The following is a 20,178-nucleotide window of genomic DNA, read 5'->3' on the forward strand; positions in this document are numbered from 1 at the left end:
AAACGGGCTTCGGGGGTCGCACCTTCCTGGAGCCATCTTCAGGATGACTTCCATGCATTGGTTCCAGGCTGACGCCCCCATTCGTCTCAAGCTGCGCATCGCCTTCAGCTCGCTGATCGGCGCGATGGCGCTCGTCGCACTCATCGCCCTTCTCGCGCCGCTGATGGTGGCGCTGCCCCTCGTCGCACTGGTACTCGGCGCCGCCGCCTTCCAGTGCACCCGCTATCACCGCGCGATCGCCGACCCCTATGTCACCACCGTGGTGCGCATGGAGGGCCTGGCCGCGGGCGACCTCACCAGCGCGATCCAGTTCACCGAATACAAGGACTGCGTCGGCCGCATGACCAAGGCGATGCTGACCTTCCGCGACAACGCGGTCGAGCAGGCCCGCCAGGCCGAGGAACAATCGGTCGCGGTCACCGGCCTCGGCACCAGCCTCGAGCGCCTCACCCAGGGCGACCTCACCGCCGAGATCGGCGCGGACTTCCCCGCCGGCTATGCGGAGCTGCGCACCAACTTCAACGCCGCGCTCGTCTCGCTGCGCGGGCTTATCGGATCGGTGATGGAAAGCACCCAGACGATCCAGACCGGCTCGAGCGAGATCGCCCAGGCCTCCGAGGATCTGGCCCGCCGCACCGAAGCCAATGCCGCCAGCCTGGAGGAGACCTCCGCCGCCGTCGCCCAGATGGACCAGCGCCTCAAGGCCACTGCCAAGGCCGCCGGCCGCACCGTCGAGCGTGCCGACGGCGCCATCGCCACCGTCTCGGGCGGCCGCGCGATCGCCGAGGAAGCCGTGCAGGCGATGACTCGCGTGGCGGACAGCGCCAAGGGCATCGACAGCGTAATCGAGGGCCTCGACAAGATCGCCTTCCAGACCCGGGTTCTCGCGATGAACGCGGCGGTCGAAGCCGGCCGCGCCGGCGAAGCGGGCCGCGGCTTCGCGGTCGTCGCCGACCTCGTCTCCGCCCTCGCCATGCGTGCCGAGGAAGAAGCCGGCCGCGCCCGCGACCAGCTCACCACCACCCAGACCGACATCGTCGCCGCGGTGGAGATGGTCGAGAAGGTCGACGGCGCGCTCGCCAACATCTCGGGCGACGTCAGCGAAGTGCACACGTTGCTCGGCCAGATGGCGGGCGACAACCAGGCCCAGGCCACTGCGATCAGCGAGATCAGCGCCGCGATCAACATGATGGACCAGGGCACGCAGCAGAACGCCGCGATGGTCGAGGAAACCTCGGCTGCCGCCCGCAACCTGGCCGGCGAAGTCATCGCACTCGGCGAGCAGGCATCGCAGTTCGATGTCGGCACCGCGGTCCGCAACCTGCCGACGCGCCCTGCCAAGCCCCGCGCCGCCGCCCCGGCCGCCTATGTCTCGCCGGTCAAGCCGCTCGCCGCGCCGCGCCCGATGGCTGCCCGCCCGGCCGCGGAGGAATGGGCCTCCTTCTGATCGGATCAGGGGCGCGCTGCCGTCAGCCAGCGCGCCCCTGACATCATTCCGTAGCGAAACCCGCCTACCGCCTCTCCTTTGCGAGGGGCGCGCATGCACGAGACGCACGGCTACGATATCTCCGTGGGCTATACCCACGGCTTCTACCGCGAGATGGCGCCCGACTGGCTCGATCTCGCCGCGCGCCTGGCCGGCCAGCCCGCGCCGCGCACCACGCCCGCCGCGCCGTTCCGCTATCTCGAGCTCGGTGCCGGCCAGGGCTTCGGCCTCTGCCTGCTCGCCGCCGCCAATCCGCAGGGCGAATTCGTCGGCGTCGATTTCCACCCGGAGCATGCCGCCCACGCCCAGCGCCTCGCCGCCGAGGCGGGGCTGGCCAATCTCCGCTTCGTCCAGGCAGACTTTCTCGACCTCGCCGCCGAATGGCCGGCCGATTTCGGCAGCTTCGACTATGTGGCGCTCCACGGCGTGCTCAGCTGGGTGCCGCCGCAGGTGCGCGCCGCGGTGATCGCCTGCATCGGCCACGCCACCCATGCCGGCAGCCTGGTCTATGCCGGCTACAACGCGCATCCCGGCTGGCTCGCCACCATGCCCTTCCAGCACGTCAGCCAGCGCATCAAGGAGACCACCGGCAACAGCGGCGACGCGGTGTTCGCCCAGTCGATCGCCCTGTTCGAGCGGCTGCGCGCCGGCGGCGCCGCGACCTTCCGGATTCTGCCCGGCCTTGCGGCGCGGCTCGACGCGGTCAAGGCGCGCGACACCGGCTATCTCGTCCAGGAATATCTCCACGCGCATTGGCAGCCCTTCTGGCATTCCGAGGTCGCGCGCGAGCTGGCGCCCGCCGGCCTCGCCTTTGCCGGCACCACGACGCTGGCTGAGACGATGCTCCCCGCCATCCTGCCGCCACCGCTGCGCCAGGCAATCCTCGACCAGCCCGACGCGCCGCTGCGCCAGGACGTGCAGGACTTCACGATCAACCAGAGCTTCCGCCGCGACCTGTTCCGCCGCGGAGACGATGCGCCCGCGCCGCAGTCGCTGGGGCAGACGCGCCTGCGCCTCCTCGCCCCGCCCGCGCCCGGCGGCACGGTCAAGATCGACGCGGCGTTTGGCGAGATCGCGCTGCAATATCCAGCATTTGCCGGAATCCTCCAGGCGCTTGGCGACGGCCCGCAAGCGATCGACCAGCTCGCCGGCCTGCCCAGCCTCGCCGAACAGGGCGCGGCCAGCGTCCGCCAGCTGCTGGTCCTGCTGCTCCATGCCGGCGTGCTCGGGCTGGCGTCGGAGACAAGCGACAACGCAGCCGCACACCGCTTCAATGCCGTAATCGCCCACGCGGCGGGGCAAGGCGCGCCGTACCGCTACCTCGCCGCGCCGGCGCTCGGCTCGGCCATTCCCGCGAGCGAGGCGGAGTTGCAGGCGTTCCGCGCAGGCACGCCGGCCGCGCACTGGCAGGGGCTGGGTGTGGCCTGACTTCCGTCGCCCAATCCGAAACGTCATCCCCGCGCAGGCGGGATCCAGAGTCAGGAAGGACGCCGCTCTGTTACCCTGGATCCCCGCCTGCGCGGGGGTGACGGAATGTGGCTAGCCCTACTCCGCCGCCAACCGCGCCGCCCGGGCCGCGCCGATCGCCGGCATGCTCGCCTCGATCCAGTCCGCCAGCCCGCGGACATGCGCCGCGGCCTCGCGCCCCATCGGGGTCAGGCTGTACTCCACATGCGGCGGCACCACCGGATAGGCGACCCGGTCGACCAGCCCGTCGCCTTCCAGCCATTGCAGCGTCTGCGCCAGCATCCGCTCGCTCACCCCGCCCACCTTGCGGCGGAGCTCGCTGAAGCGGTGCGTGCCGCTTTCCAGCACGATCAGGATCAGCACGCCCCATTGGCTGGTGACGTGCTTCAATATCTCGCGCGACGGACAGCCCGGTTCCATCAGGTCGCCGCGGCGCACGCGGGTCGAAAAGGGCTCGAGAGGGTTTTCCATACTTACCCGAATGTATGTACTTACGATAAGTAAGCAAGGCCCATATCTCGCTGTCCGTCACCACGAAGAACGGACCCAATGACCATCGCCATCACCGGAGCCACCGGCCAGCTCGGCCGCATCGTCATCGACAAGCTCAAGCAGCGCCTGCCCGCCGACCAGCTCGTCGCGCTCGCCCGCGCCCCCGAAAAGGCAGCGGATCTCGGCATCGAGGCGCGCGCCTTCGACTATGACCGGCCCGAGACCCTCGCCCCCGCGCTCGCCGGCATCGACACGCTGTTGCTGATCTCGGGCAGCGAAGTCGGCAAGCGCGAGGCCCAGCACGCGGCGATTGTCGACGCAGCCAAGGCGGCCGGCGTCGCGCGCATCGTCTATACCAGCCTGCTGCGCGCCGACACGACCACGCTCAGCCTCGGCACCGAGCATCGCGCGACCGAGCGGCTGATCGCGGCCTCGGGCATTCCCTTCACCTTCCTGCGCAACGGCTGGTATCTTGAGAATTACGCCGCCTCGGTGCAGGGCGCGCTCGCGCATGGCGCGCTGATCGGTGCGGCCGGCCAAGGCCGCATCGCCGCCGCCGCCCGCGCCGACTATGCCGATGCCGCCGTCGCGGTGCTGCTCGGCACCGGGCATGACGGCAAGGTCTATGAACTGGCCGGCGACACCGCCTTCACCCTCGCCGACCTCGCCGCCGAGCTCTCGCGCCAGACAGGCCGCGACATTGCGTACAACAACCTCGCCGCCGCCGATTACGCCGCCGCGCTCACCGGCGCCGGCGTCCCCGCCCCGTTCGCCGAGATGCTCGCCGGCTGGGACGGCGACATCGCGAACGGCGAGCTGTTCGAAGATGGCGGGACGCTGTCGAAGCTGATCGGCCACCCGACGACCAGCCTGGCAGACGGCGTGAAGGCGCTGATCGGCTAGATCGGGCCAAGCTGGTCCCCGGCGAAGGCTGGGGCCCAGTTTCGGGCTGACTGGAGAGGCGGGAAACTTGCGAAAGGCATCGCAGCAGGCCCCGGCTTTCGCCGGGGAAAGAAGAACTGGCAATGTAGGATTTGATCTGATCTATGCTTGCAGATGCACGTCCGGCCCGACTCTCTTGCCCCGCGCACGCATATGCGATTCAAGAGAATCAACATTTTCGATGCGGGGAATTTGCAGCCCCCAACCAAAAACCTCGAAAATCCGCCATTTAGTTGCTCAACCACTCGGTTGAACGACACAAAGCCACGCCGCCGGCAATCAACCTTCTTTTCGCTTGCCGTAAGGCCTCCGCATCCCCATGTGCGGTGCCTCATGTCATTTGCTGAATTCCCTGCGCTTCTCGCCGAAGCGCTCGCGTCGCGTGGTTATGCCGCGCCCACGGCCGTCCAGGCCGCCGTCATCGAACCCGAAGCCGCTGGCCGTGACCTCATCGTCTCCGCCCAGACCGGCTCCGGCAAGACCGTGGCCTTCGGCCTCGCCATGCATCCCGAGCTGCTTGGCGAGGATGGCCGGGTCGTCCCCACCCGCGAGCCGCACGCGCTGATCATCGCCCCGACCCGCGAGCTCGCCTTGCAGGTCAGCCGCGAGCTGATCTGGCTCTACGGCCCCACCGGTGCGCGCATCGCCACCTGCGTGGGCGGCATGGACGCCTCGAAGGAGCGCCGCCAGCTCAACCTCGGCGCGCATATCGTCGTCGGCACCCCCGGCCGCCTGCGCGACCATCTCGAGCGCGGTGCGCTCGACCTGTCGTCGCTGCGTGCCATCGTCCTCGATGAGGCCGACGAGATGCTCGACATGGGCTTCCGCGACGATCTCGAGGAGATCCTCAACGCCACGCCCGAGACGCGCCGCACGCTGCTCTTCTCGGCGACGATGCCCAAGCCGATCGTCTCGCTCGCCAAGCGCTACCAGAAGGATGCGCTGCGCATCTCGACGGTGGGCGAGGACCGCGGGCATGGCGACATCAGCTACCAGGCCGTCGCGGTCAGCCCGTCGGACATCGAGCATGCGGTGATCAACCTGCTCCGCTTCCACGAAGCGGAGACGGCGATCCTGTTCTGCGCGACCCGCGACAATGTCCGCCACCTGCATGCGACGCTGACCGAGCGCGGCTTCTCCGCCGTGGCGCTGTCGGGCGAGCATTCGCAGTCCGAGCGCAACAATGCGCTCCAGGCGCTGCGCGACCGCCGCGCCCGCGTCTGCGTCGCCACCGACGTGGCCGCCCGCGGCATCGACTTGCCGTCGCTCAGCCTCGTCGTCCATGTCGAGCTGCCGCGCGACGCCGAGGCGCTCCAGCACCGTTCGGGCCGCACCGGCCGTGCGGGCAAGAAGGGCACCGCCGTCCTCATCGTCCCCTTCCCGCGCCGTCGCCGGGTGGAATCGATGCTGCGCGGCGCCCGCATCAACGCCGAGTGGATCAACGTGCCTTCGCCCGAGGCCATCCGCGCGCAGGACCGCGAGCGCCTGCTCGCCGCGCTGCTCGCGCCGGTGGAAGTGGACGAGGAGGATACGGCGATCGCCGAGCGCCTGCTCGCCGAGCGTACCCCGGCCGAGATCGCCGCCGCGCTGGTCCGCGCCCACCGCGCCGCGCTGCCCGCGCCCGAGGAGATGATGGAGCGCAGCGACAAGCGCGACGATCGCCAGGCCGGCGCGCACCGCGAGGGCTTTGACGATGTCGTCTGGTTCCGCATGGACATCGGCCGCCGCCAGAATGCCGATCCGCGCTGGGTGCTCCCGCTGATCTGCCGCCGCGGCAACATCACCAAGAACGAAGTCGGCGCGATCCGCATCGGCCCGAACGAGACGGCGTTCCAGATCCCGCGCGGCATGGCGAACAAGTTCATGGCGTCCGTGGCGCGCACTGCCGAGAGCGACGAGGACGTCCGCTTCGAGCCGTCCGACGGTCCGGTCGAGGGTGGCGGTGGCCGCCCGCCGCAGCAGCGCAACGGGCCCAACCGCCCGGCCGGCCCGCGCGGTCCCGGTGGCCCCGGCGCGCCGCGTCACCAGGCCAAGCCCTATCGCAAGGCGCCGCCGGCGCGGGGTCCCTCGCACCGGTGAGGGTCCTCGTCGACGCCGACGCGTGCCCGGTGAAGGACGAGGTCTACAAGGTCGCCTGGCGCCATGAGGTGCCTGTCGTGATCGTGAGCAATTCGTGGCTGCGCGTGCCCCAGCATCCGCTGGTCAGCCGCCAGGTGGTCAGCGACGGCTTCGACGCCGCCGATGACTGGATCGCCGAGCAGGCCGGCGCGGACAGCGTGGTGATCACCGCCGACATCCTGCTGGCGGACCGCGCGCTCAAGGCCGGCGCGCGGGTGTTGTCTCCCACCGGCAAGCCCTTCACCACCAGCTCCATCGGCGCGGCGATCGCCACTCGGGCGATCATGGCCGACCTGCGCGCCGGCGGCGACCAGATCGGCGGTCCGAAGCCCTTTTCGCCGGCGGACCGCTCGGCCTTCCTCCAGGCGCTTGACCGGGAAATCGTCGCCCTGAAGCGGCTTACCTAATCTTAGGAGACGTGCAGCTAAGCTCCCCCGACGACTGAGTGGGACCATCGGGGAAATGCTGAAACTACCGCTGATTGCGCCGCGCCCGCCGCGGCTGAGCGAGATGAGTGACGAGCTGCGCGCGCTCGAGGCGAGCGGCTATTTCAGCAATGGCGGGCCCATCGTCCGCGATTTCGAGCGCAAGGCCGTCGGGCAGCTGTTCGGTGGCGAGGGCCTGGTTCTGGCGGTGTCCAACGCGACGCTCGGCCTGTTGCTGGCGATCCGCGAGGCCCGCGCCGGCCGCCCGGGCCGCTATGCGCTGGTCCCCGCCTTCACCTTCGCCGCAACGGCGCATGCGGCGCTCTGGGCGGGCCTCACCCCGATCCTGGTCGACAGCGACCCCGACGACTGGGCCGTCTCCGCCGCGGCAATCGAAGCTGCGCTCGCCAAGCATGGCGAGGAAATCGCTGTTGTCGTGCCCTATGACACCTTCGGCTGCGGCATCGACCTCGACTATTACCAGGCGCTGTCCGAGCGCCACAATGTCGGCGTGGTCATCGACGCCGCTGCGTCGCTGGGCAGCCTGGATGCCGCCGGCCGCGGCTTCGGCACCGCCGCCCGCTTCAGCTGCGTCTTCTCGATGCACGCCACCAAGACCTTCGCCACCGCCGAGGGCGGGCTGATCTACAGCGCCGATCCCGACCGGATCCAGATCCTGCGCCGCATGCAGAATTTCGGCTTCGGCGCCCCGCGCACCGCGACGCAGGAGGGCATCAACGCCAAGCTGCCCGAACTGCTCGGCCTGATGGCCCGCGCCAAGCTGGGCGAGATCGACACCGTCGCCGAGCACCGCGCCGCGCTCGACCGCACCTATCGCGAGCAGCTGGGCAACACCGTCACCTTCCAGCGCAGCCATGCCACCCGCCAGGTCGCGCAGTTCATGCCGATGCTGCTCCCGGCCGGCACCGATCGCGCCGCCGTGATGGCGCATCTCACGGAGCGGGGCATCGGCTCGGGCCATTATTTCAGCCCCCACATCGGCGAGCAGCCCTATTTCCGCCAGGCCGCGATCACGGGCACGACGCCGGTGGCCGACGACCTGTCCAGGCGCATGCTCTCGCTCCCCGTCACCGATGCGATGGACGCCAGCGACGTCGCCACCGTGTGTGAGGCGCTCCAGGCAGCACTGCGCAAGCCGCGGATCGTCGTGCCCGCGCCGCAGCCCAGGATCCTCAACACCGTGCTGATCGGCGGGGGGCCCGCGGGCGTCGCCTTCCTCATCTCGGCGAGCAAGAACGGCAAGCTGCGCGAGCTCGCTGCCGGCCTCGCCGTAATCGAACGCGGCCCCAGCCTCGGCGCCGGCGAGCTGCCGAGCTATGCCATCACCTCGGACAGCACCGCCGAGACCTTCCTCAGCGCGGTCAAGGACAATCCCGAGCCGAGCATCGCCGCGCTCATCGACCATCCGGCATCAAGGGAGATCGCCCAGTATGTCGGCAAGCTCGGCGTGCCGCTCTACCGCACCGGCCCGTTTCTCGAAGCGATGGGCCAGCGCGTCGGCGCGGTTGTCGCCGAGGCGGGCGGCAGCGTGCTGACCGCCCACGAAGTGATCGACAGCCGCCGCACGGCCTCGGGCCTGTGGCAGACCCGCGTCCGCGAGTCTGCCACAGGCGCCGAGTGCGAGTTGCTCTCGCAGAACATCGTCATCGCCACCGGCGGCTACCAGTCGGCCAGCGGCATCGCCGCCACGCCCGTTGCTGGTACCCCGCTCGGCCAGCAGGTCGGCGAACGGCTGATGCTCTGCGACGATATGCTGCGCACCGGCGGCATGGCGCGGCTGCGCGAGCGCATCGCGCACACCCGCGCGCCCAGGATCGCGATCATCGGCGCCTCTACCTCCGCCATCGCCTCCGCCGTCCTGTTGCTCAAGTCCGACATCCCGTTCGGTGCCGAGAGCCTGAGCCTGCTCCACCGCGAGGAACTGCGCCCCTGGTATCCCTCGGCCGAAGCCGCCCGCGAAGACGGCTTCACCGATTTCGGGCCCGACGACATCTGCCCGCTCTCGGGCTTCGTCTATCGCCTCGCCGGCTTCCGGCTGGAGGCGCGCGAGCTGGTGCTGCGCATGCTCCGCATCGGCGGCCGTACCCCCGATCCCCGCGTCCTGCTCCACCAATTCCGCGAAACCGATCCCGCCGCGGCGAAGATCCTTGCCGAGGCCGACGTGGTCGTCGCCGCGCTCGGCTATCGTCCGCATGCGCTGCCGCTGCTCGACGCATCGGGCGAGCGCATCGCACTTGCCGCGCATGCGCCCGGCCGCCCGCGCCTCGCTGACCAGCTCTGCCGCGTCACCGATGCCGAGGGGCAGGTGATACCCGGCGCCTATGGCATCGGGCTTGCCGCGGGCTTCGTTCCCGAGGGCCGTCTCGGCGGCGAGAAGAGCTTCAAGGGCAAGGCCAATGGGCTGTGGCAGTGGCAGAATGACGTCGGCCAGCTCATCGTCGACCAGCTGCTCGGCCAGGCCGTGAGCCTCGTCGCATGAACACCGCCGCGCCCACCGTCTCCGTCATCATGCCGGCGTACAATGGCGCGGCGTGGATCCAGGCGACGATCGATTCCGTACTGGCGCAGGACTTCGCCGACTGGGAGCTGGTGATCGTCGACGATTGCTCGACCGACGACACCCGCGAGTTGCTCGCTACGCTGGCCGATCCGCGCATCACCGTGCTCCACGCCGACGTGAACGGCGGCCCGGTCGTAGCCCGCAACATTGGCTTTGCGGCAGCGCGCGGGCGCTACATCGCGGGGCTCGACCAGGACGATCTGTGCAAGCCCGGCCGCTTCACCGCTCAGGTCGCCCATCTCGATACCAACCCCGGCACCATGCTAGTCGCCACCGCGGCCGAGCTGCTCGAGGAGGGCCGCCTGACGCCCTGGCCCGGCGACCGCCCGCTGACACCGGCGACGATCGACTGGCTGCTCCTCACCCAGAACCCGCTGGTCTGGTCCACAGTGATGTTCCGCGCCGAGGCTGCGCGGCTGCTCGATCCGTTCGAGCGTCCGCAGGTCCGCTATGCTGAGGACTTCGACCTCTATCACCGGCTCGGCCGCTTCGGGCAGATCGCCCGGCTCGACGAAGCACATCTGCTCTATCGCTGCCATCCGGGCGGCGCTTCGAAGCGCTTTGCCGAGATGATGGCCGCCAGCGCCGCGCGGGTGCTCACCGAGCGCTATCTGCCGGTGTTCGGCGAGGGCGAGGCGCTGGCGAACGCGGAATTGGTGGTGCGCTATTTCATGGCCCGCGATCCGGTGCCCGACCTCGAGACGCTCGGCCGGCTCTCGCACATCCTCGCCGCGCTCCATGCCGATCATGTCGCCCGCACCCCGCTCACCCCGCGCGAGCGGATCGAAGTGGACGGCGAGCATGCCCGGCTGTGGTGGCTGGTCGCCCGCCCGGCGCTGCGCCAGGGCGCAGTGACGCTGCGCCAGGCAATGGCCGTGCTGCCCGAAAGCGTGCACCTGCCGGCCAACGACCCGGACCGCCTGATCTCGCCGCTCATCGGCCGCGTGCGCGCGATCGGGCGCGGGCTGGGCGTGGCGCTGTAGGATAGCCACCAGAACTTCTGCGGTTGATTGTCCACCGGGCCTGCTCGCCGCCGATTTCGGGGTTTGCCCCGATAGGAACGCCATTGCTGCCGCATAGACTTGCTCGATCCAACCTGGAGACGAGTCATGCCGAACGAGCCGGAAGCGCAGACGCCCGAAATCCTCCCGCGCCCCGATTTCCATTTCACCGGCGAAGTGGGCCGCACCTATCAGGACTCCGATCCGGCTACCTTCCCCCAGCCCGTCCAGCCGCCCAAGGGCGCGCCCAACATCGTGCTGATCCTGCTCGACGATGTCGGCTTCGGCCAGTTCTCCACCTTCGGCGGCGGCGTCCCCTCGCCCACCATGGACCGGCTTGCCAAGGAAGGGCTGCGCTACAATTATTTCCACACCACCGCGTTGTGCAGCCCGACCCGCGCCGCACTGATCACCGGGCGCAACCACCATTCGACCAGCTTCGCCGGCATCACCGAGCTGGCGACGGGCTATGACGGCTATTGCTGCATTCTGCCGCGAAGCTGCGGCACGATCGGCGAGGTGCTGCGCCAGAACGGCTACATGACCGCCTGGATCGGCAAGAACCACAACACGCCGACCTGGGAGACCAGCGCCACCGGCCCGTTCGACCGCTGGGCCAATGGCCTGGGCTTCGATTATTTCTACGGGTTCAACGGCGGCGACATGAACCACTGGAACCCGCTGCTATTCGAGAATCGCGATCTCGTCCCGGCCTCGGACGACCCCGACTATCACCTGACCGAGGACCTCGCCGACAAGGCGATCACCTGGGTGCGCAAGGTGAAAAGCATCGCCCCGGACAAGCCCTATTTCCTCTATGTCGCCCCCGGCGCCACCCACGCCCCGCACCACGCCTCCAATGCCTGGGCCGACAAGTTCAAGGGCCAGTTCGATGGCGGCTGGGACGCCTATCGAGAGGCGACGATCGAGCGCCAGAAGAAGCTCGGCGTCATCCCCGCCGATACCGATCTCACCACCCGCTCCAAGGGCCTGCCCGCCTGGGACAGCCTCGCCCCCGATCAGCAGCGGCTCTATGCCCGGATGATGGAGGTCTTCGCCGGCTATGGCGCCCAGGCCGATGTCGCGATGGGCCGGGTGATCGACGCGGTGAAGGAACTGCCCGACGCCGACAACACGATCATCATCTACATCGCCGGCGACAACGGCTCGAGCGCGGAGGGCGGCATCGAGGGATCGCTGTGCGAGAACATGTTCTTCAATGGCTTCCCGGAGAAATGGGAGGACAATCTCAAGGCGATCGACGAGCTGGGCGGGCCGAAGCACTTCAACCATTTCCCCTCGGCCTGGGCGCATGCGATGAACACGCCCTTCCAATGGACCAAGCAGGTCGCCAGCCATTTCGGCGGCACGCGCAACCCGATGATCATCTCTTGGCCCGATCGGATCAAGGACGGCGGCGGGCTGCGCAGCCAGTTCATCCACACGATTGACATCGTCCCGACGCTCTACGAAGTCTGCGGCGTCACTGCGCCGAGCGTGCTGAACGGCATCCAGCAGAAGCCGATCGAGGGCGTGAGCTTCGCCGCGACCTTCGAGGACGGCGAAGCCACGAGCAATCGCAAGACCCAGTATTTCGAGCTGGGGGTCAATCGCGGCCTCTATCATGACGGCTGGATGGCCTCGGCGCCGAGCTTCGTCCCCTGGGCGCCGGTCCGCTCGGAGGATTGGGACCCCGATCAGCAGGTCTGGGAGCTGTATAAGCTCGACGGGGATTTCTCCCAGGCGCACGACCTCGCCGCGGAGCATCCGGACAAGCTGCGCGAGCTGCAGGACATGTGGTGGGTCGAGGCCGCCAAGTACAACGTCCTGCCGCTCGACTGGCGCGCGACGATCCGGATGAACGCCGAGGCGATGGGCCGCCCCTCGATGGTCGGCCACCGCACCAGAGCGGTCTATTACGAAGGCCAGACCGCGCTGCCCGACGCCGCCTGCCTGCCGATGCTCAACAAGAGCTGGACGATCACCGCTGAGATCGACCTGCCCGACGAGGAGGCAGAAGGCATGATTGTCACCCATGGCGGGCTCGAGGGCGGCTACGGTCTCTATCTGCGCGCGGGCAAGCCGGCCTTCGTCTACAACTTCCTCTCGGTCGATCGCCCCACCTTCACTTCGTCCAAGGCCCTGGGCGCCGGCCGGCACATCCTGGTCGTCAATTTCGCCTATGACGGCGGCGGCATGGGCAAGGGCGCGAAGATCACGCTCTCCAGCGATGGCGAGGTGCTGGCGGAGGGCCGGATCGAGCGATCGGTGCCGATCCAGTTCTCGCTCGGCGAAGGACTCGACATCGGCATGGACACCGGCTCGCCGATCGACTTCACCTACAAGATGCCGTTCAAGTTCACCGGCCGGATCGAGAAGGTGACCGTGGAGATCAAGCCCGAACCCGCCAAGGCGCAGGCAGGCGCAGAAGCGAAGGTGACGGAGCCGGCGGAATAGGCGCTCGCCCCCCCGCTAGGCTCAGAACAGCAGCGTGATCGCGTAGAACAGCGCGCCCACCGCCGCCGAGGCGGGAATCGTGATCACCCAGGCGACGATGACGCTGCGCGCCACGCCCCAACGCACGGCCGAGGCCCGGCGTGCCGTGCCGGCACCGATCACCGCGCCGGTGATCGTGTGCGTGGTCGAGACCGGGATGCCGAGCACCGAGGCGCCGAACAGCACGATCGATCCGGCAAGCGAGGCGCTGAAGCCCTGGTGCTGCGAGAGCTTGGTGATCCGCGAGCCCATCGTCTCGATGATCTTCCAGCCGCCGCTCAGCGTGCCCAGCGCGATCGCGATGTAGCAGGAGATCGCCACCCAGTGCGGCACATGGAATTCGCCGTGCAGATGCCCGGTCGAATAGAGCAGCACGGTGATGATCCCCATCGTCTTCTGCGCGTCGTTGAGGCCGTGGCTCAGCGAATAGGCGCCCGAGGAGACCAGGTGCAGCGTGCGGAAGCTGCGCTCCGCGGTGCGCGTGTTGGCACGGCTGAACAGCCAGGAAGTGATCAACATGATCAGCATCGCCAGGATCATTCCGATCGTCGGCGATAGCACGATGGCGATCAGCGTCTTGTTCAGCCCGGCCCATTTGACGCCGGTGAGCCCGGCATGCGCCACGCCCGAGCCGATCATCCCGCCAACCAGCGCGTGGCTGGACGAGGACGGGATGCCCTTGAGCCACGTCACGATGTTCCAGAACATCGCGCCGACCAGCGCGCCGAACACCACCGAGGGAGTGATCAGGTTCTTGTCGATCAGCCCCTGGCCGATCGTGTCCGCCACCTTGTGCAGGCTGGGGAAGACGATGGTCAGGAAATAGGCCGCGAAGTTGAACATCGCGGCGAAGGCGACGGCGTGGACGGGCTTCAGCAGCCGCGTCGCCACAACGGTGGCGATCGAGTTGGCAGCGTCGTGCAGGCCGTTGAGAAAATCGAACGCCAGCGCGACGATGATCAGGCCGATGAGCAGCGGGAGGGCGAGTTCGTACATCCCACCAGCCTCAGGCGTGGTCGATCACGATGCCATCGATCTCGTTCGCGACATCCTCGAACGCGTCGACGATCCGCTCGAGATGCTTGTAGACTTCGCGTTGGACCGAGAAGGTCAGCGTATCGACCGGGCCGAGCTCGGTGAAGGCGCGCTTGAGCCCGGCGCGGTGGATCTCGTCGGCATGGCTCTCCATGCGGACCAGCCGCTCGGTCAGCTCGTGCAGGCGCTTGCCGTGGCGGGCGACGTCGCGCAGCAGCGGCATCGCCTCGACGACCAGGCGCGCGGCATCGACGACGATCGCGACCATGTCCTGCATCTCGCGCTCGAAGCTGGTGACTTCATAGAGGTCGATCGCCTGTACCGCGGCCTGCATCTCGTCGATCGCATCGTCCATCGAGCCGATCAGCGAGGTGATCGCGCCTCGGTCGAAGGGCGTGAGGAAGGTCTCGCGCACGGTGCGCAGCATCTCACGGATGATCTCGTCGGCATCATGCTCACGCTCGATGACTTCGCGGACATGGTCGCGGTTGCCGTCCTGGACCAGCCGCGACAGCGCTTCTGCCGCCGCCGAGATGGTGACGGCGTGCGCTTCGAACAGCTCGAAGAAATTGCCGGTCTTGGGCAACAGGCGCTGGAACCAGGCGAACATGGAAGTGACTTTCGATTTCTGGGCGACGGCGGCGAGAATGCCGGTGCGCTGGGTGGCGGCCTTGAATTCGGACTGGCCGAAGGAACGGATGAGATCGCGCAGATCCTCCTCGTCGACCGCCTCGGCGGCCTCGGCGAGGCTGAACCAGCGGCGCTCGCGCTGGGATTGCTCCTTCCACGCGGTCAGCTCGGCATTGACCGCGAGAGGGAAGACATCGACGTCGATCATCAACGACGCGCCGTTGCCGCGCTTCTTGCGATAGCGATAGGAACCGATCGGCGTGGGGCACACAAGCCCGAGCACCCCGGCCTCCTCCTTCGCCTCGAGCGCGGCGGCGCTGTGCAGTGCGACGCCGGCCGGAAGATTACCCTTGGGGATCACCCAGCGGCCGCTCTCGCGCGAGGTGACCAGCATGATCCGCACGGGCGCATCGATGGCAATGCCTTCAGTGCGGTACGGCAAGGCGGCAATCTGGCGAATGGCAACGGCTCCGGGAGGGACGAGAGAGCGCGTTACAATCTTGTGTCAATGCGGTGCAAGGCCGCAGCTGCCTCAGCTGTGGACGGACGGCACCTCGCCGGGACGCAGCGTTAGCACCCGTACGCCCTCCCCGGTCACCGCGACGGTGTGTTCGAACTGGGCGGAGAGCTTCCCGTCGACGGTGACGACGGTCCAGCCATCCGCCTCGGTGCGCACCAGCCGGCTGCCCTGGTTGAGCATCGGCTCGATCGTGAACACCATGCCCTCGCGCAGCGTGAGGCCGGTGCCGGGCTTGCCGAAATGGAGGATCTGCGGGTCTTCGTGCATCTCGGTGCCGATGCCATGGCCACAATAATCGCGGACGATCGAATAGCCGGCGCGCTTGGCATGGCGCTCGATCGCATGGCCGATATCGCCGAGCCGGGCGCCGGGGCGCGCCGCGTGGATGCCCTTCCACATCGCCTCATAGGTGATACGCACCAGCCTGCGCGCGGCCGGCGCGACTTCGCCAATCAGGTAAGTCTTGCTGGAATCGGCAATGTAGCCGTTCTTCTCCAGCGTGATGTCCAGGTTGACGATGTCGCCGTCCTGCAGGACGTCCTCGCGCGACGGGACGCCGTGGCACACCACGTCGTTGCGCGAGCAGTTTAGCACGAAACCATAGCCATATTGGCCCTTGCTCGCCGGCCGCGCGCCGAGATCGCGGACGATGAACGCCTCGACCAGATCGTTGATCTCCATCGTCGTCCGCCCGGCCAGCGCCAGGCCGTCGAGATGCGTGAAGACCGATGCCAGCAGCCGGCCGGATTCGGCCATCAGCGCGACTTCGTCGGGGGATTTGATCACTCGGCGGCGACCCCGATATCGGCGGGATCCACGCCAGCCTCCCGCAGCTCGCGGACGACGATCTGCTGGAAGGTCAGCTGCGGGTTGAGCTCGCAGAGCATGCCGATCCGGATCCAGAATGCCGCCTGGGCATTGATCGAGCGATAGGAGGCCTTGCTCGCCCGGCGGAGCTGATCGTGCAGCTCATCCTCGATGTTGACGATGCCCATCAGCGATTCCCGTATATACGAATCATATATGATCCATATAGATGGCGTACGACCCGGGCAAGCCCCGCTAGACTTTCGCCCTCGCCTTGCCGGGCCTCAGCCAGAGCGACATCAATGCCACCGGCATCGTCGCGGCACCCGTCATGCCGATCACTTGCGGCACGGTGAAGCCGCGGCCGAGTAGCACGGTGGCGATCAGCACCACCGGCACCATCACCAGCGAATTGACGATGTTGTTCGCCGCGATCACCCGCGAGCGCGCCTCGGCCGGGCTCTCGACGAGCAGGATCGCGTAGAGCGGCACGACGAACATGCCGCCGGAGAGCGCCAGCCCGGCCAGGTCGACCAGGATCCGCCCGCTGCCGGGCGAGGCGAAGAACTGCGCGATGCTGGCATGCGGATGCACAACGACGAACCCGCTGGTCGCCCACCACAGGTCGATCAGGAACAGTCCCATCGCCAGCGCCGAGGCCGGTACGAACTTCGCCGAGGTTTCGCCGGCGAGCAGCCGGTTGACCAGCATCGAGCCCAGCGCGATCGCCACCGAGAAGATGACGAGGAACAGCGTCACCACATGTTCGGCGCCGCCGAGCGTGCCCGAGACCAAAGGCAGCAGTTCCGACGCGACCACTGCGCCGACGGCGAAGAACCAGCTGATGCCGAGGATTGCCAGCCAGCCATCGGGCGAATCATGCCCGGCCTTGAGCACCTGCCAGGTGCTGGTGAACGGATTGCGCGTGATCCGGACCTTGGCCAGCGGCGGCGCGGGCGTAATCGCCAGGCTGGCGAGCAGCCCGCACACCGCGAGCAGCGTGGCGATCGCGCCGGCGGCGAAGGGCGAGACGAAGCCGGCGAGCAGCTGCCCGCCCAGGATCGCCAGAAAGGTGCCGCCCTCGATCACCCCGATGCCGCCGAGCAGCTCGTCGGCGTGGAGATGCTGCGGCATGATCGAATATTTGACCGGCCCGAAGATCGTCGAATGGCAGCCCATGCAGAACAGCGCGACCAGCAGCAGCGGGATCGAGGGCAGCGCCAGCCCGGCCAGGCCGATCGCCATGAACAGGATTTCCGCCATCTTCACCCAGCGGATCAGCCGGGCCTTGTCGATGCCGTCCGCCAGTTCCCCGCCCAGCCCGGAGAACAGGAAATAGGGCAGCATGAAGATGCCGGTCGACAGCGTGGCGAGCATCGCCGACTTGGCGGGCGCATCCGCGTAGAGCGTGAAGCTCGCCAGGAACAGCATCGCATATTTGAGCGCGTTGTCGTTGAACGCGCCGAGGAACTGGACGACGAACAGCGGGCCGAAACGGCGCTTGGCGAGCAGGGAGAGGTCCGGCGCAGACATGGCGTTCCGATCAGGCATCAGGCGCAACCCCGCCCGCGTCAACCAGGTCGACGGATTTTCGACTCCGGCGGAGAATATTGCAGCCTCGCGAGAGAGGCTTGGCCGCGCCAGGCGCCGCAAGCGCGGACGCGGATCCGAACGCCAGCGAAATGGTGCCCCCGAGTGGATTCGAACCACCGGCCTGCGGTTTAGGAAACCGTCGCTCTATCCTGCTGAGCTACGGGGGCACGGCGCGCGTGGTATCGAGCCGCGCCCGGGCGGTCAATTGCATGCCTCGGGCGGGACCACCGGCAAGGGCAGCGGCGCGACCGGGACGCCCTCGTCGATCAGCGCCTTCGCCTCCGCCGTGCTCGCCTGGCCGTGGATCGGCACATGGGGCGCTTCGCCCAGGTGCATCGCCCGCGCCTTGTCGGCAAAGGCGCTGCCGACCCACTGCGAGCCCTCCAGCGCCTTGGCCTGCATGCCCGCCAACGCCGCCATCGCAGCCTTGACTGCCTCGGGCGCCGGCGCCGAGGCCACCGCATTGCCCTTGGGCGCGACATTGGGCGCCATCACTGCCTTGTCGACCTCCGCCACCCCGCACATCGGGCAGGCGACCAGCCCCGCGGCGCGCTGCGCATCCCACGCAGCGCTCGATCCGAACCATGCCTCGAAGACATGGCCGCCCGCGCATTTCAGGTCGAAGACGATCATCGCGCCGCGCGCTCAGCCGAGCAGCGGATCGAGCCCGCCGCGCCCATCGAGCGCCGCCAGATCGTCGGAGCCGCCGATATGCTTGCCGTCGATGAAGACCTGGGGAACCGTGGTGCGGCCATGCGCACGATCGATCATCTCGGCGCGGCGCGGGCCGCCCATCGAGATGTCGATCTCCTCATATTCGGCATGCTTGCCGTCGAGCAGCGCCTTGGCGCGGTAGCAATAGGGGCAGAATGCCTTGGTGTAGATTTCGATCTTGGCCATTGGTCCTTACACCTGTGGTCGCGCCGGGCACTTGTCAATCCGCGCCCTCCCCGCCTTCCAGAACGCGCGCCCAGCACAGAAGGATCACTTCGCGCGCGCCGCCGCGCTTGAGCAGCCGCGCGCAGGCATTGGCGGTTGCGCCGCTGGTATGGACATCGTCGACCAGCACCACCGTCCTGCCGGCCAGCGCCGCGCGCGCATCCGGCGCGAGCGCGAAGGCGCCGGCAACCGCCTTGGCCCGCGCGCGCGCGCCAAGGTTGCGCAGCACCGGCGTCGCGCGGGTGCGGCGCAGCAGGCCAGGTGCGAGCGGCACCGCGTGCGTCCGCGACAGGCTCGCCGCGATCAGCGCGGCCTGGTTGAACCCGCGCGACCACAGCCGCCAGCGGTGGAGCGGCACCGGCACGAGCAACTCGGCCTCCCCCGGCATCAGCCGCGTCATCGCCCGCGCCATCGTCGCCGCGCAGGCGAGCCGCCCCGAATATTTGAGCTTGAGCGCCACTGCCCGCGCCACCTCGCCATAGGCCACCGCGGCGCGGATGCCGTCATGCGGCGGCGGATCGGCGATGCACGCGGCGCAGCGCGCGCCCTCCCCCCGGTCATGGTCGAACGGCGCGTGGCAGGCGGCGCACCAGGGCGGGCCGAGGAAGCGCAGGCTGGTCCAGCATGCCGCGCAGAAGCGGTGGTCCGCCGGCGTGATCGCGCTGCAGCCCGGGCAGCGCGGCGGCAGCGCGAGATCGGCGATCCGCGCCAGAGGCTGCACGAGGGGCTGGGTCCAGCGGGCCACGCCCGCCTTGTCCCCGGCTGCGCTCCGGCGCACAAGCGCGCCATGCCCCAGAATGGACCGAGTGATTCCGCCGAGATCTTCGACCGCGCGCTGCGCCGCAAGCGCCGCGACCGCGCCGCGCGCCGCTACGAAGGCTTTCTGCGCGACCACATGCTCGAAGGCGTGGCGGACCGCCTGGCGCATGTGAAGCGCAGCTTCCACGACGTGCTCGATCTCGGCAGCTTTGGCGGCGGCTTCGAGCTGCCCGGCGCGCGCATCACCCGGATCGACGCGGGGAGCGGCTTCGCGGCGCAGGCCGGCGGCATCCACGCCGATGAGGATCGCCACCCCTTCCCCGAGGCGAGCTTCGACCTGGTGGTGAGCGTCGGCGTGCTCGACCAGGTCAACGACGTGCCGGGCGCCCTCGCCCTCGCCCGCCGCGCGCTCCGCCCCGACGGGCTGTTCCTCGGCGCCTTTCTCGGCGCGGGCACGCTGGCGACGCTGCGCAGCGCGTTCCTCCAGGCCGAGGGCGAGCGCCCGGTGGCGCGCTTCCACCCGCAGATCGACGTGCGCGCCGCCGGCGACCTGCTCACCCGCGCCGGCTTCGCGCTGCCGGTGTCGGACGTCGAGCCGCTGACCGTGCGTTATTCGAGCCTGTTCTCGCTGCTCGGCGACCTGCGCGGCATGGCGGCGACCAACCTGCTCCCGGGCACCCCACCCCTGACCCGCGGCGCGCTGGCCCGCGCGACCGAAGCCTTTTCCGACCGCGCCGACCCGGACGGCAAGACGGCCGAGCGCTTCGAGATCGTCTACCTGATCGGCTGGGCGCCGGACGCGTCGCAGCCCAAGCCGGCGCGGCGCGGGAGCGCGGTGGCGTCGCTGGCGGAGGAGTTGAAGTCCAAAAACTAAGCGCGACTATCCG

At 68.8% G+C, this 20,178-nt stretch carries 18 protein-coding genes and 1 tRNA gene; 9 read left to right on the forward strand and 10 right to left on the reverse strand.

Features of this window, described 5'->3' with window-relative positions:
• Positions 1–43: 43 nt before the first annotated feature.
• Positions 44–1,447, forward strand: coding sequence for a methyl-accepting chemotaxis protein (locus ABLE38_RS01685; protein ID WP_348972433.1), 1,404 nt, complete (start codon positions 44–46; stop codon positions 1,445–1,447).
• Positions 1,448–1,540: 93 nt separating this feature from the next.
• Positions 1,541–2,914, forward strand: a complete 1,374-nt coding sequence (locus tag ABLE38_RS01690; RefSeq protein WP_348972434.1) for a class I SAM-dependent methyltransferase — start codon at positions 1,541–1,543, stop codon at positions 2,912–2,914.
• A gap of 117 nt (positions 2,915–3,031) precedes the next feature.
• On the opposite strand, the gene ABLE38_RS01695 is transcribed toward ABLE38_RS01690, so the two are convergent.
• A complete protein-coding gene (locus ABLE38_RS01695) occupies positions 3,032–3,424 on the reverse strand; it encodes a helix-turn-helix domain-containing protein (RefSeq protein ID WP_348972435.1) in 393 nt (130 codons plus the stop codon).
• Between the two features lie 78 nt (positions 3,425–3,502).
• Here ABLE38_RS01695 and ABLE38_RS01700 point away from each other — a divergent pair, with 78 nt between their 5' ends.
• The 6 genes from ABLE38_RS01700 to ABLE38_RS01725 all read left to right on the forward strand — a co-directional run bounded on the left by ABLE38_RS01700 (position 3,503) and on the right by ABLE38_RS01725 (position 12,969).
• Entirely contained in the window at positions 3,503–4,348 is an 846-nt protein-coding gene (locus ABLE38_RS01700; protein WP_348972436.1) for an SDR family oxidoreductase, read from the forward strand.
• 372 nt (positions 4,349–4,720) lie between these two features.
• Positions 4,721–6,466: a DEAD/DEAH box helicase gene (locus ABLE38_RS01705; RefSeq protein ID WP_348972437.1), complete on the forward strand. Its 1,746-nt coding sequence runs from the start codon at positions 4,721–4,723 to the stop codon at positions 6,464–6,466.
• Positions 6,463–6,912: a YaiI/YqxD family protein gene (locus ABLE38_RS01710; protein WP_348972438.1), complete on the forward strand. Its 450-nt coding sequence runs from the start codon at positions 6,463–6,465 to the stop codon at positions 6,910–6,912. Before ABLE38_RS01705 ends, ABLE38_RS01710 begins: the two co-directional genes overlap by 4 nt.
• A 55-nt stretch (positions 6,913–6,967) precedes the next feature.
• The gene (locus tag ABLE38_RS01715; protein ID WP_348972439.1) at positions 6,968–9,430 is read left to right on the forward strand and encodes an aminotransferase class I/II-fold pyridoxal phosphate-dependent enzyme; all 2,463 of its coding nucleotides are present in this window, start codon (positions 6,968–6,970) and stop codon (positions 9,428–9,430) included.
• Positions 9,427–10,494 (forward strand): glycosyltransferase, encoded by a 1,068-nt coding sequence (locus ABLE38_RS01720; protein ID WP_348972440.1) that lies wholly within the window; start codon positions 9,427–9,429, stop codon positions 10,492–10,494. The genes ABLE38_RS01715 and ABLE38_RS01720 overlap by 4 nt, the downstream gene beginning before the upstream one ends.
• 126 nt (positions 10,495–10,620) lie before the next feature.
• Positions 10,621–12,969 (forward strand): arylsulfatase, encoded by a 2,349-nt coding sequence (locus ABLE38_RS01725; protein ID WP_348972441.1) that lies wholly within the window; start codon positions 10,621–10,623, stop codon positions 12,967–12,969.
• A 21-nt stretch (positions 12,970–12,990) separates the two neighbouring features.
• Here ABLE38_RS01725 and ABLE38_RS01730 read toward each other — a convergent pair whose 3' ends face one another.
• From ABLE38_RS01730 to ABLE38_RS01770, 9 genes are all read right to left on the reverse strand, one after another.
• Positions 12,991–14,004, reverse strand: a complete 1,014-nt coding sequence (locus tag ABLE38_RS01730; protein ID WP_348972442.1) for an inorganic phosphate transporter — start codon at positions 14,002–14,004, stop codon at positions 12,991–12,993.
• A gap of 10 nt (positions 14,005–14,014) precedes the next feature.
• A complete protein-coding gene (locus ABLE38_RS01735; RefSeq protein WP_348974435.1) occupies positions 14,015–15,133 on the reverse strand; it encodes a DUF47 family protein in 1,119 nt (372 codons plus the stop codon).
• A gap of 72 nt (positions 15,134–15,205) precedes the next feature.
• A complete protein-coding gene (gene map, locus ABLE38_RS01740) occupies positions 15,206–15,979 on the reverse strand; it encodes a type I methionyl aminopeptidase (protein ID WP_348972443.1) in 774 nt (257 codons plus the stop codon).
• Positions 15,976–16,188 (reverse strand): ParD-like family protein, encoded by a 213-nt coding sequence (locus ABLE38_RS01745; protein WP_348972444.1) that lies wholly within the window; start codon positions 16,186–16,188, stop codon positions 15,976–15,978. Before ABLE38_RS01745 ends, map begins: the two co-directional genes overlap by 4 nt.
• 67 nt (positions 16,189–16,255) lie before the next feature.
• Positions 16,256–17,533 (reverse strand): MFS transporter, encoded by a 1,278-nt coding sequence (locus ABLE38_RS01750; RefSeq protein ID WP_348972445.1) that lies wholly within the window; start codon positions 17,531–17,533, stop codon positions 16,256–16,258.
• A gap of 150 nt (positions 17,534–17,683) precedes the next feature.
• Positions 17,684–17,760, reverse strand: a tRNA-Arg gene (locus tag ABLE38_RS01755).
• A 34-nt stretch (positions 17,761–17,794) separates the two neighbouring features.
• A complete protein-coding gene (locus ABLE38_RS01760; protein ID WP_348972446.1) occupies positions 17,795–18,226 on the reverse strand; it encodes a DUF1178 family protein in 432 nt (143 codons plus the stop codon).
• Positions 18,227–18,238: 12 nt separating this feature from the next.
• Entirely contained in the window at positions 18,239–18,493 is a 255-nt protein-coding gene (grxC, locus tag ABLE38_RS01765; protein WP_348972447.1) for a glutaredoxin 3, read from the reverse strand.
• Between the two features lie 34 nt (positions 18,494–18,527).
• Positions 18,528–19,277 (reverse strand): ComF family protein, encoded by a 750-nt coding sequence (locus tag ABLE38_RS01770; protein ID WP_348972448.1) that lies wholly within the window; start codon positions 19,275–19,277, stop codon positions 18,528–18,530.
• A 42-nt stretch (positions 19,278–19,319) separates the two neighbouring features.
• On the opposite strand from ABLE38_RS01770, the gene ABLE38_RS01775 reads away from it, so the two are divergent.
• Positions 19,320–20,165 (forward strand): methyltransferase domain-containing protein, encoded by an 846-nt coding sequence (locus ABLE38_RS01775; protein WP_348972449.1) that lies wholly within the window; start codon positions 19,320–19,322, stop codon positions 20,163–20,165.
• The last annotated feature ends 13 nt before the right edge of the window (positions 20,166–20,178 follow it).

This window comes from Sphingomonas sp. KR3-1, from assembly GCF_040049295.1.
Classification (GTDB): domain Bacteria; phylum Pseudomonadota; class Alphaproteobacteria; order Sphingomonadales; family Sphingomonadaceae; genus Sphingomonas.

What these genes read in the sequence shown, in the direction of transcription:
- ABLE38_RS01685 (WP_348972433.1), top strand. Translation starts at nt 44, where the DNA reads ATGACTTCCATGCATTGGTTCCAGGCTGACGCCCCCATTCGTCTCAAG.
- ABLE38_RS01690 (WP_348972434.1), top strand. Translation starts at nt 1,541, where the DNA reads ATGCACGAGACGCACGGCTACGATATCTCCGTGGGCTATACCCACGGC.
- ABLE38_RS01695 (WP_348972435.1), bottom strand. Translation starts at nt 3,424, where the DNA reads ATGGAAAACCCTCTCGAGCCCTTTTCGACCCGCGTGCGCCGCGGCGAC.
- ABLE38_RS01700 (WP_348972436.1), top strand. Translation starts at nt 3,503, where the DNA reads ATGACCATCGCCATCACCGGAGCCACCGGCCAGCTCGGCCGCATCGTC.
- ABLE38_RS01705 (WP_348972437.1), top strand. Translation starts at nt 4,721, where the DNA reads ATGTCATTTGCTGAATTCCCTGCGCTTCTCGCCGAAGCGCTCGCGTCG.
- ABLE38_RS01715 (WP_348972439.1), top strand. Translation starts at nt 6,968, where the DNA reads ATGCTGAAACTACCGCTGATTGCGCCGCGCCCGCCGCGGCTGAGCGAG.
- ABLE38_RS01720 (WP_348972440.1), top strand. Translation starts at nt 9,427, where the DNA reads ATGAACACCGCCGCGCCCACCGTCTCCGTCATCATGCCGGCGTACAAT.
- ABLE38_RS01725 (WP_348972441.1), top strand. Translation starts at nt 10,621, where the DNA reads ATGCCGAACGAGCCGGAAGCGCAGACGCCCGAAATCCTCCCGCGCCCC.
- ABLE38_RS01730 (WP_348972442.1), bottom strand. Translation starts at nt 14,004, where the DNA reads ATGTACGAACTCGCCCTCCCGCTGCTCATCGGCCTGATCATCGTCGCG.
- ABLE38_RS01745 (WP_348972444.1), bottom strand. Translation starts at nt 16,188, where the DNA reads ATGGGCATCGTCAACATCGAGGATGAGCTGCACGATCAGCTCCGCCGG.
- ABLE38_RS01750 (WP_348972445.1), bottom strand. Translation starts at nt 17,533, where the DNA reads ATGTCTGCGCCGGACCTCTCCCTGCTCGCCAAGCGCCGTTTCGGCCCG.
- ABLE38_RS01760 (WP_348972446.1), bottom strand. Translation starts at nt 18,226, where the DNA reads ATGATCGTCTTCGACCTGAAATGCGCGGGCGGCCATGTCTTCGAGGCA.
- grxC (WP_348972447.1), bottom strand. Translation starts at nt 18,493, where the DNA reads ATGGCCAAGATCGAAATCTACACCAAGGCATTCTGCCCCTATTGCTAC.
- ABLE38_RS01775 (WP_348972449.1), top strand. Translation starts at nt 19,320, where the DNA reads ATGCCCCAGAATGGACCGAGTGATTCCGCCGAGATCTTCGACCGCGCG.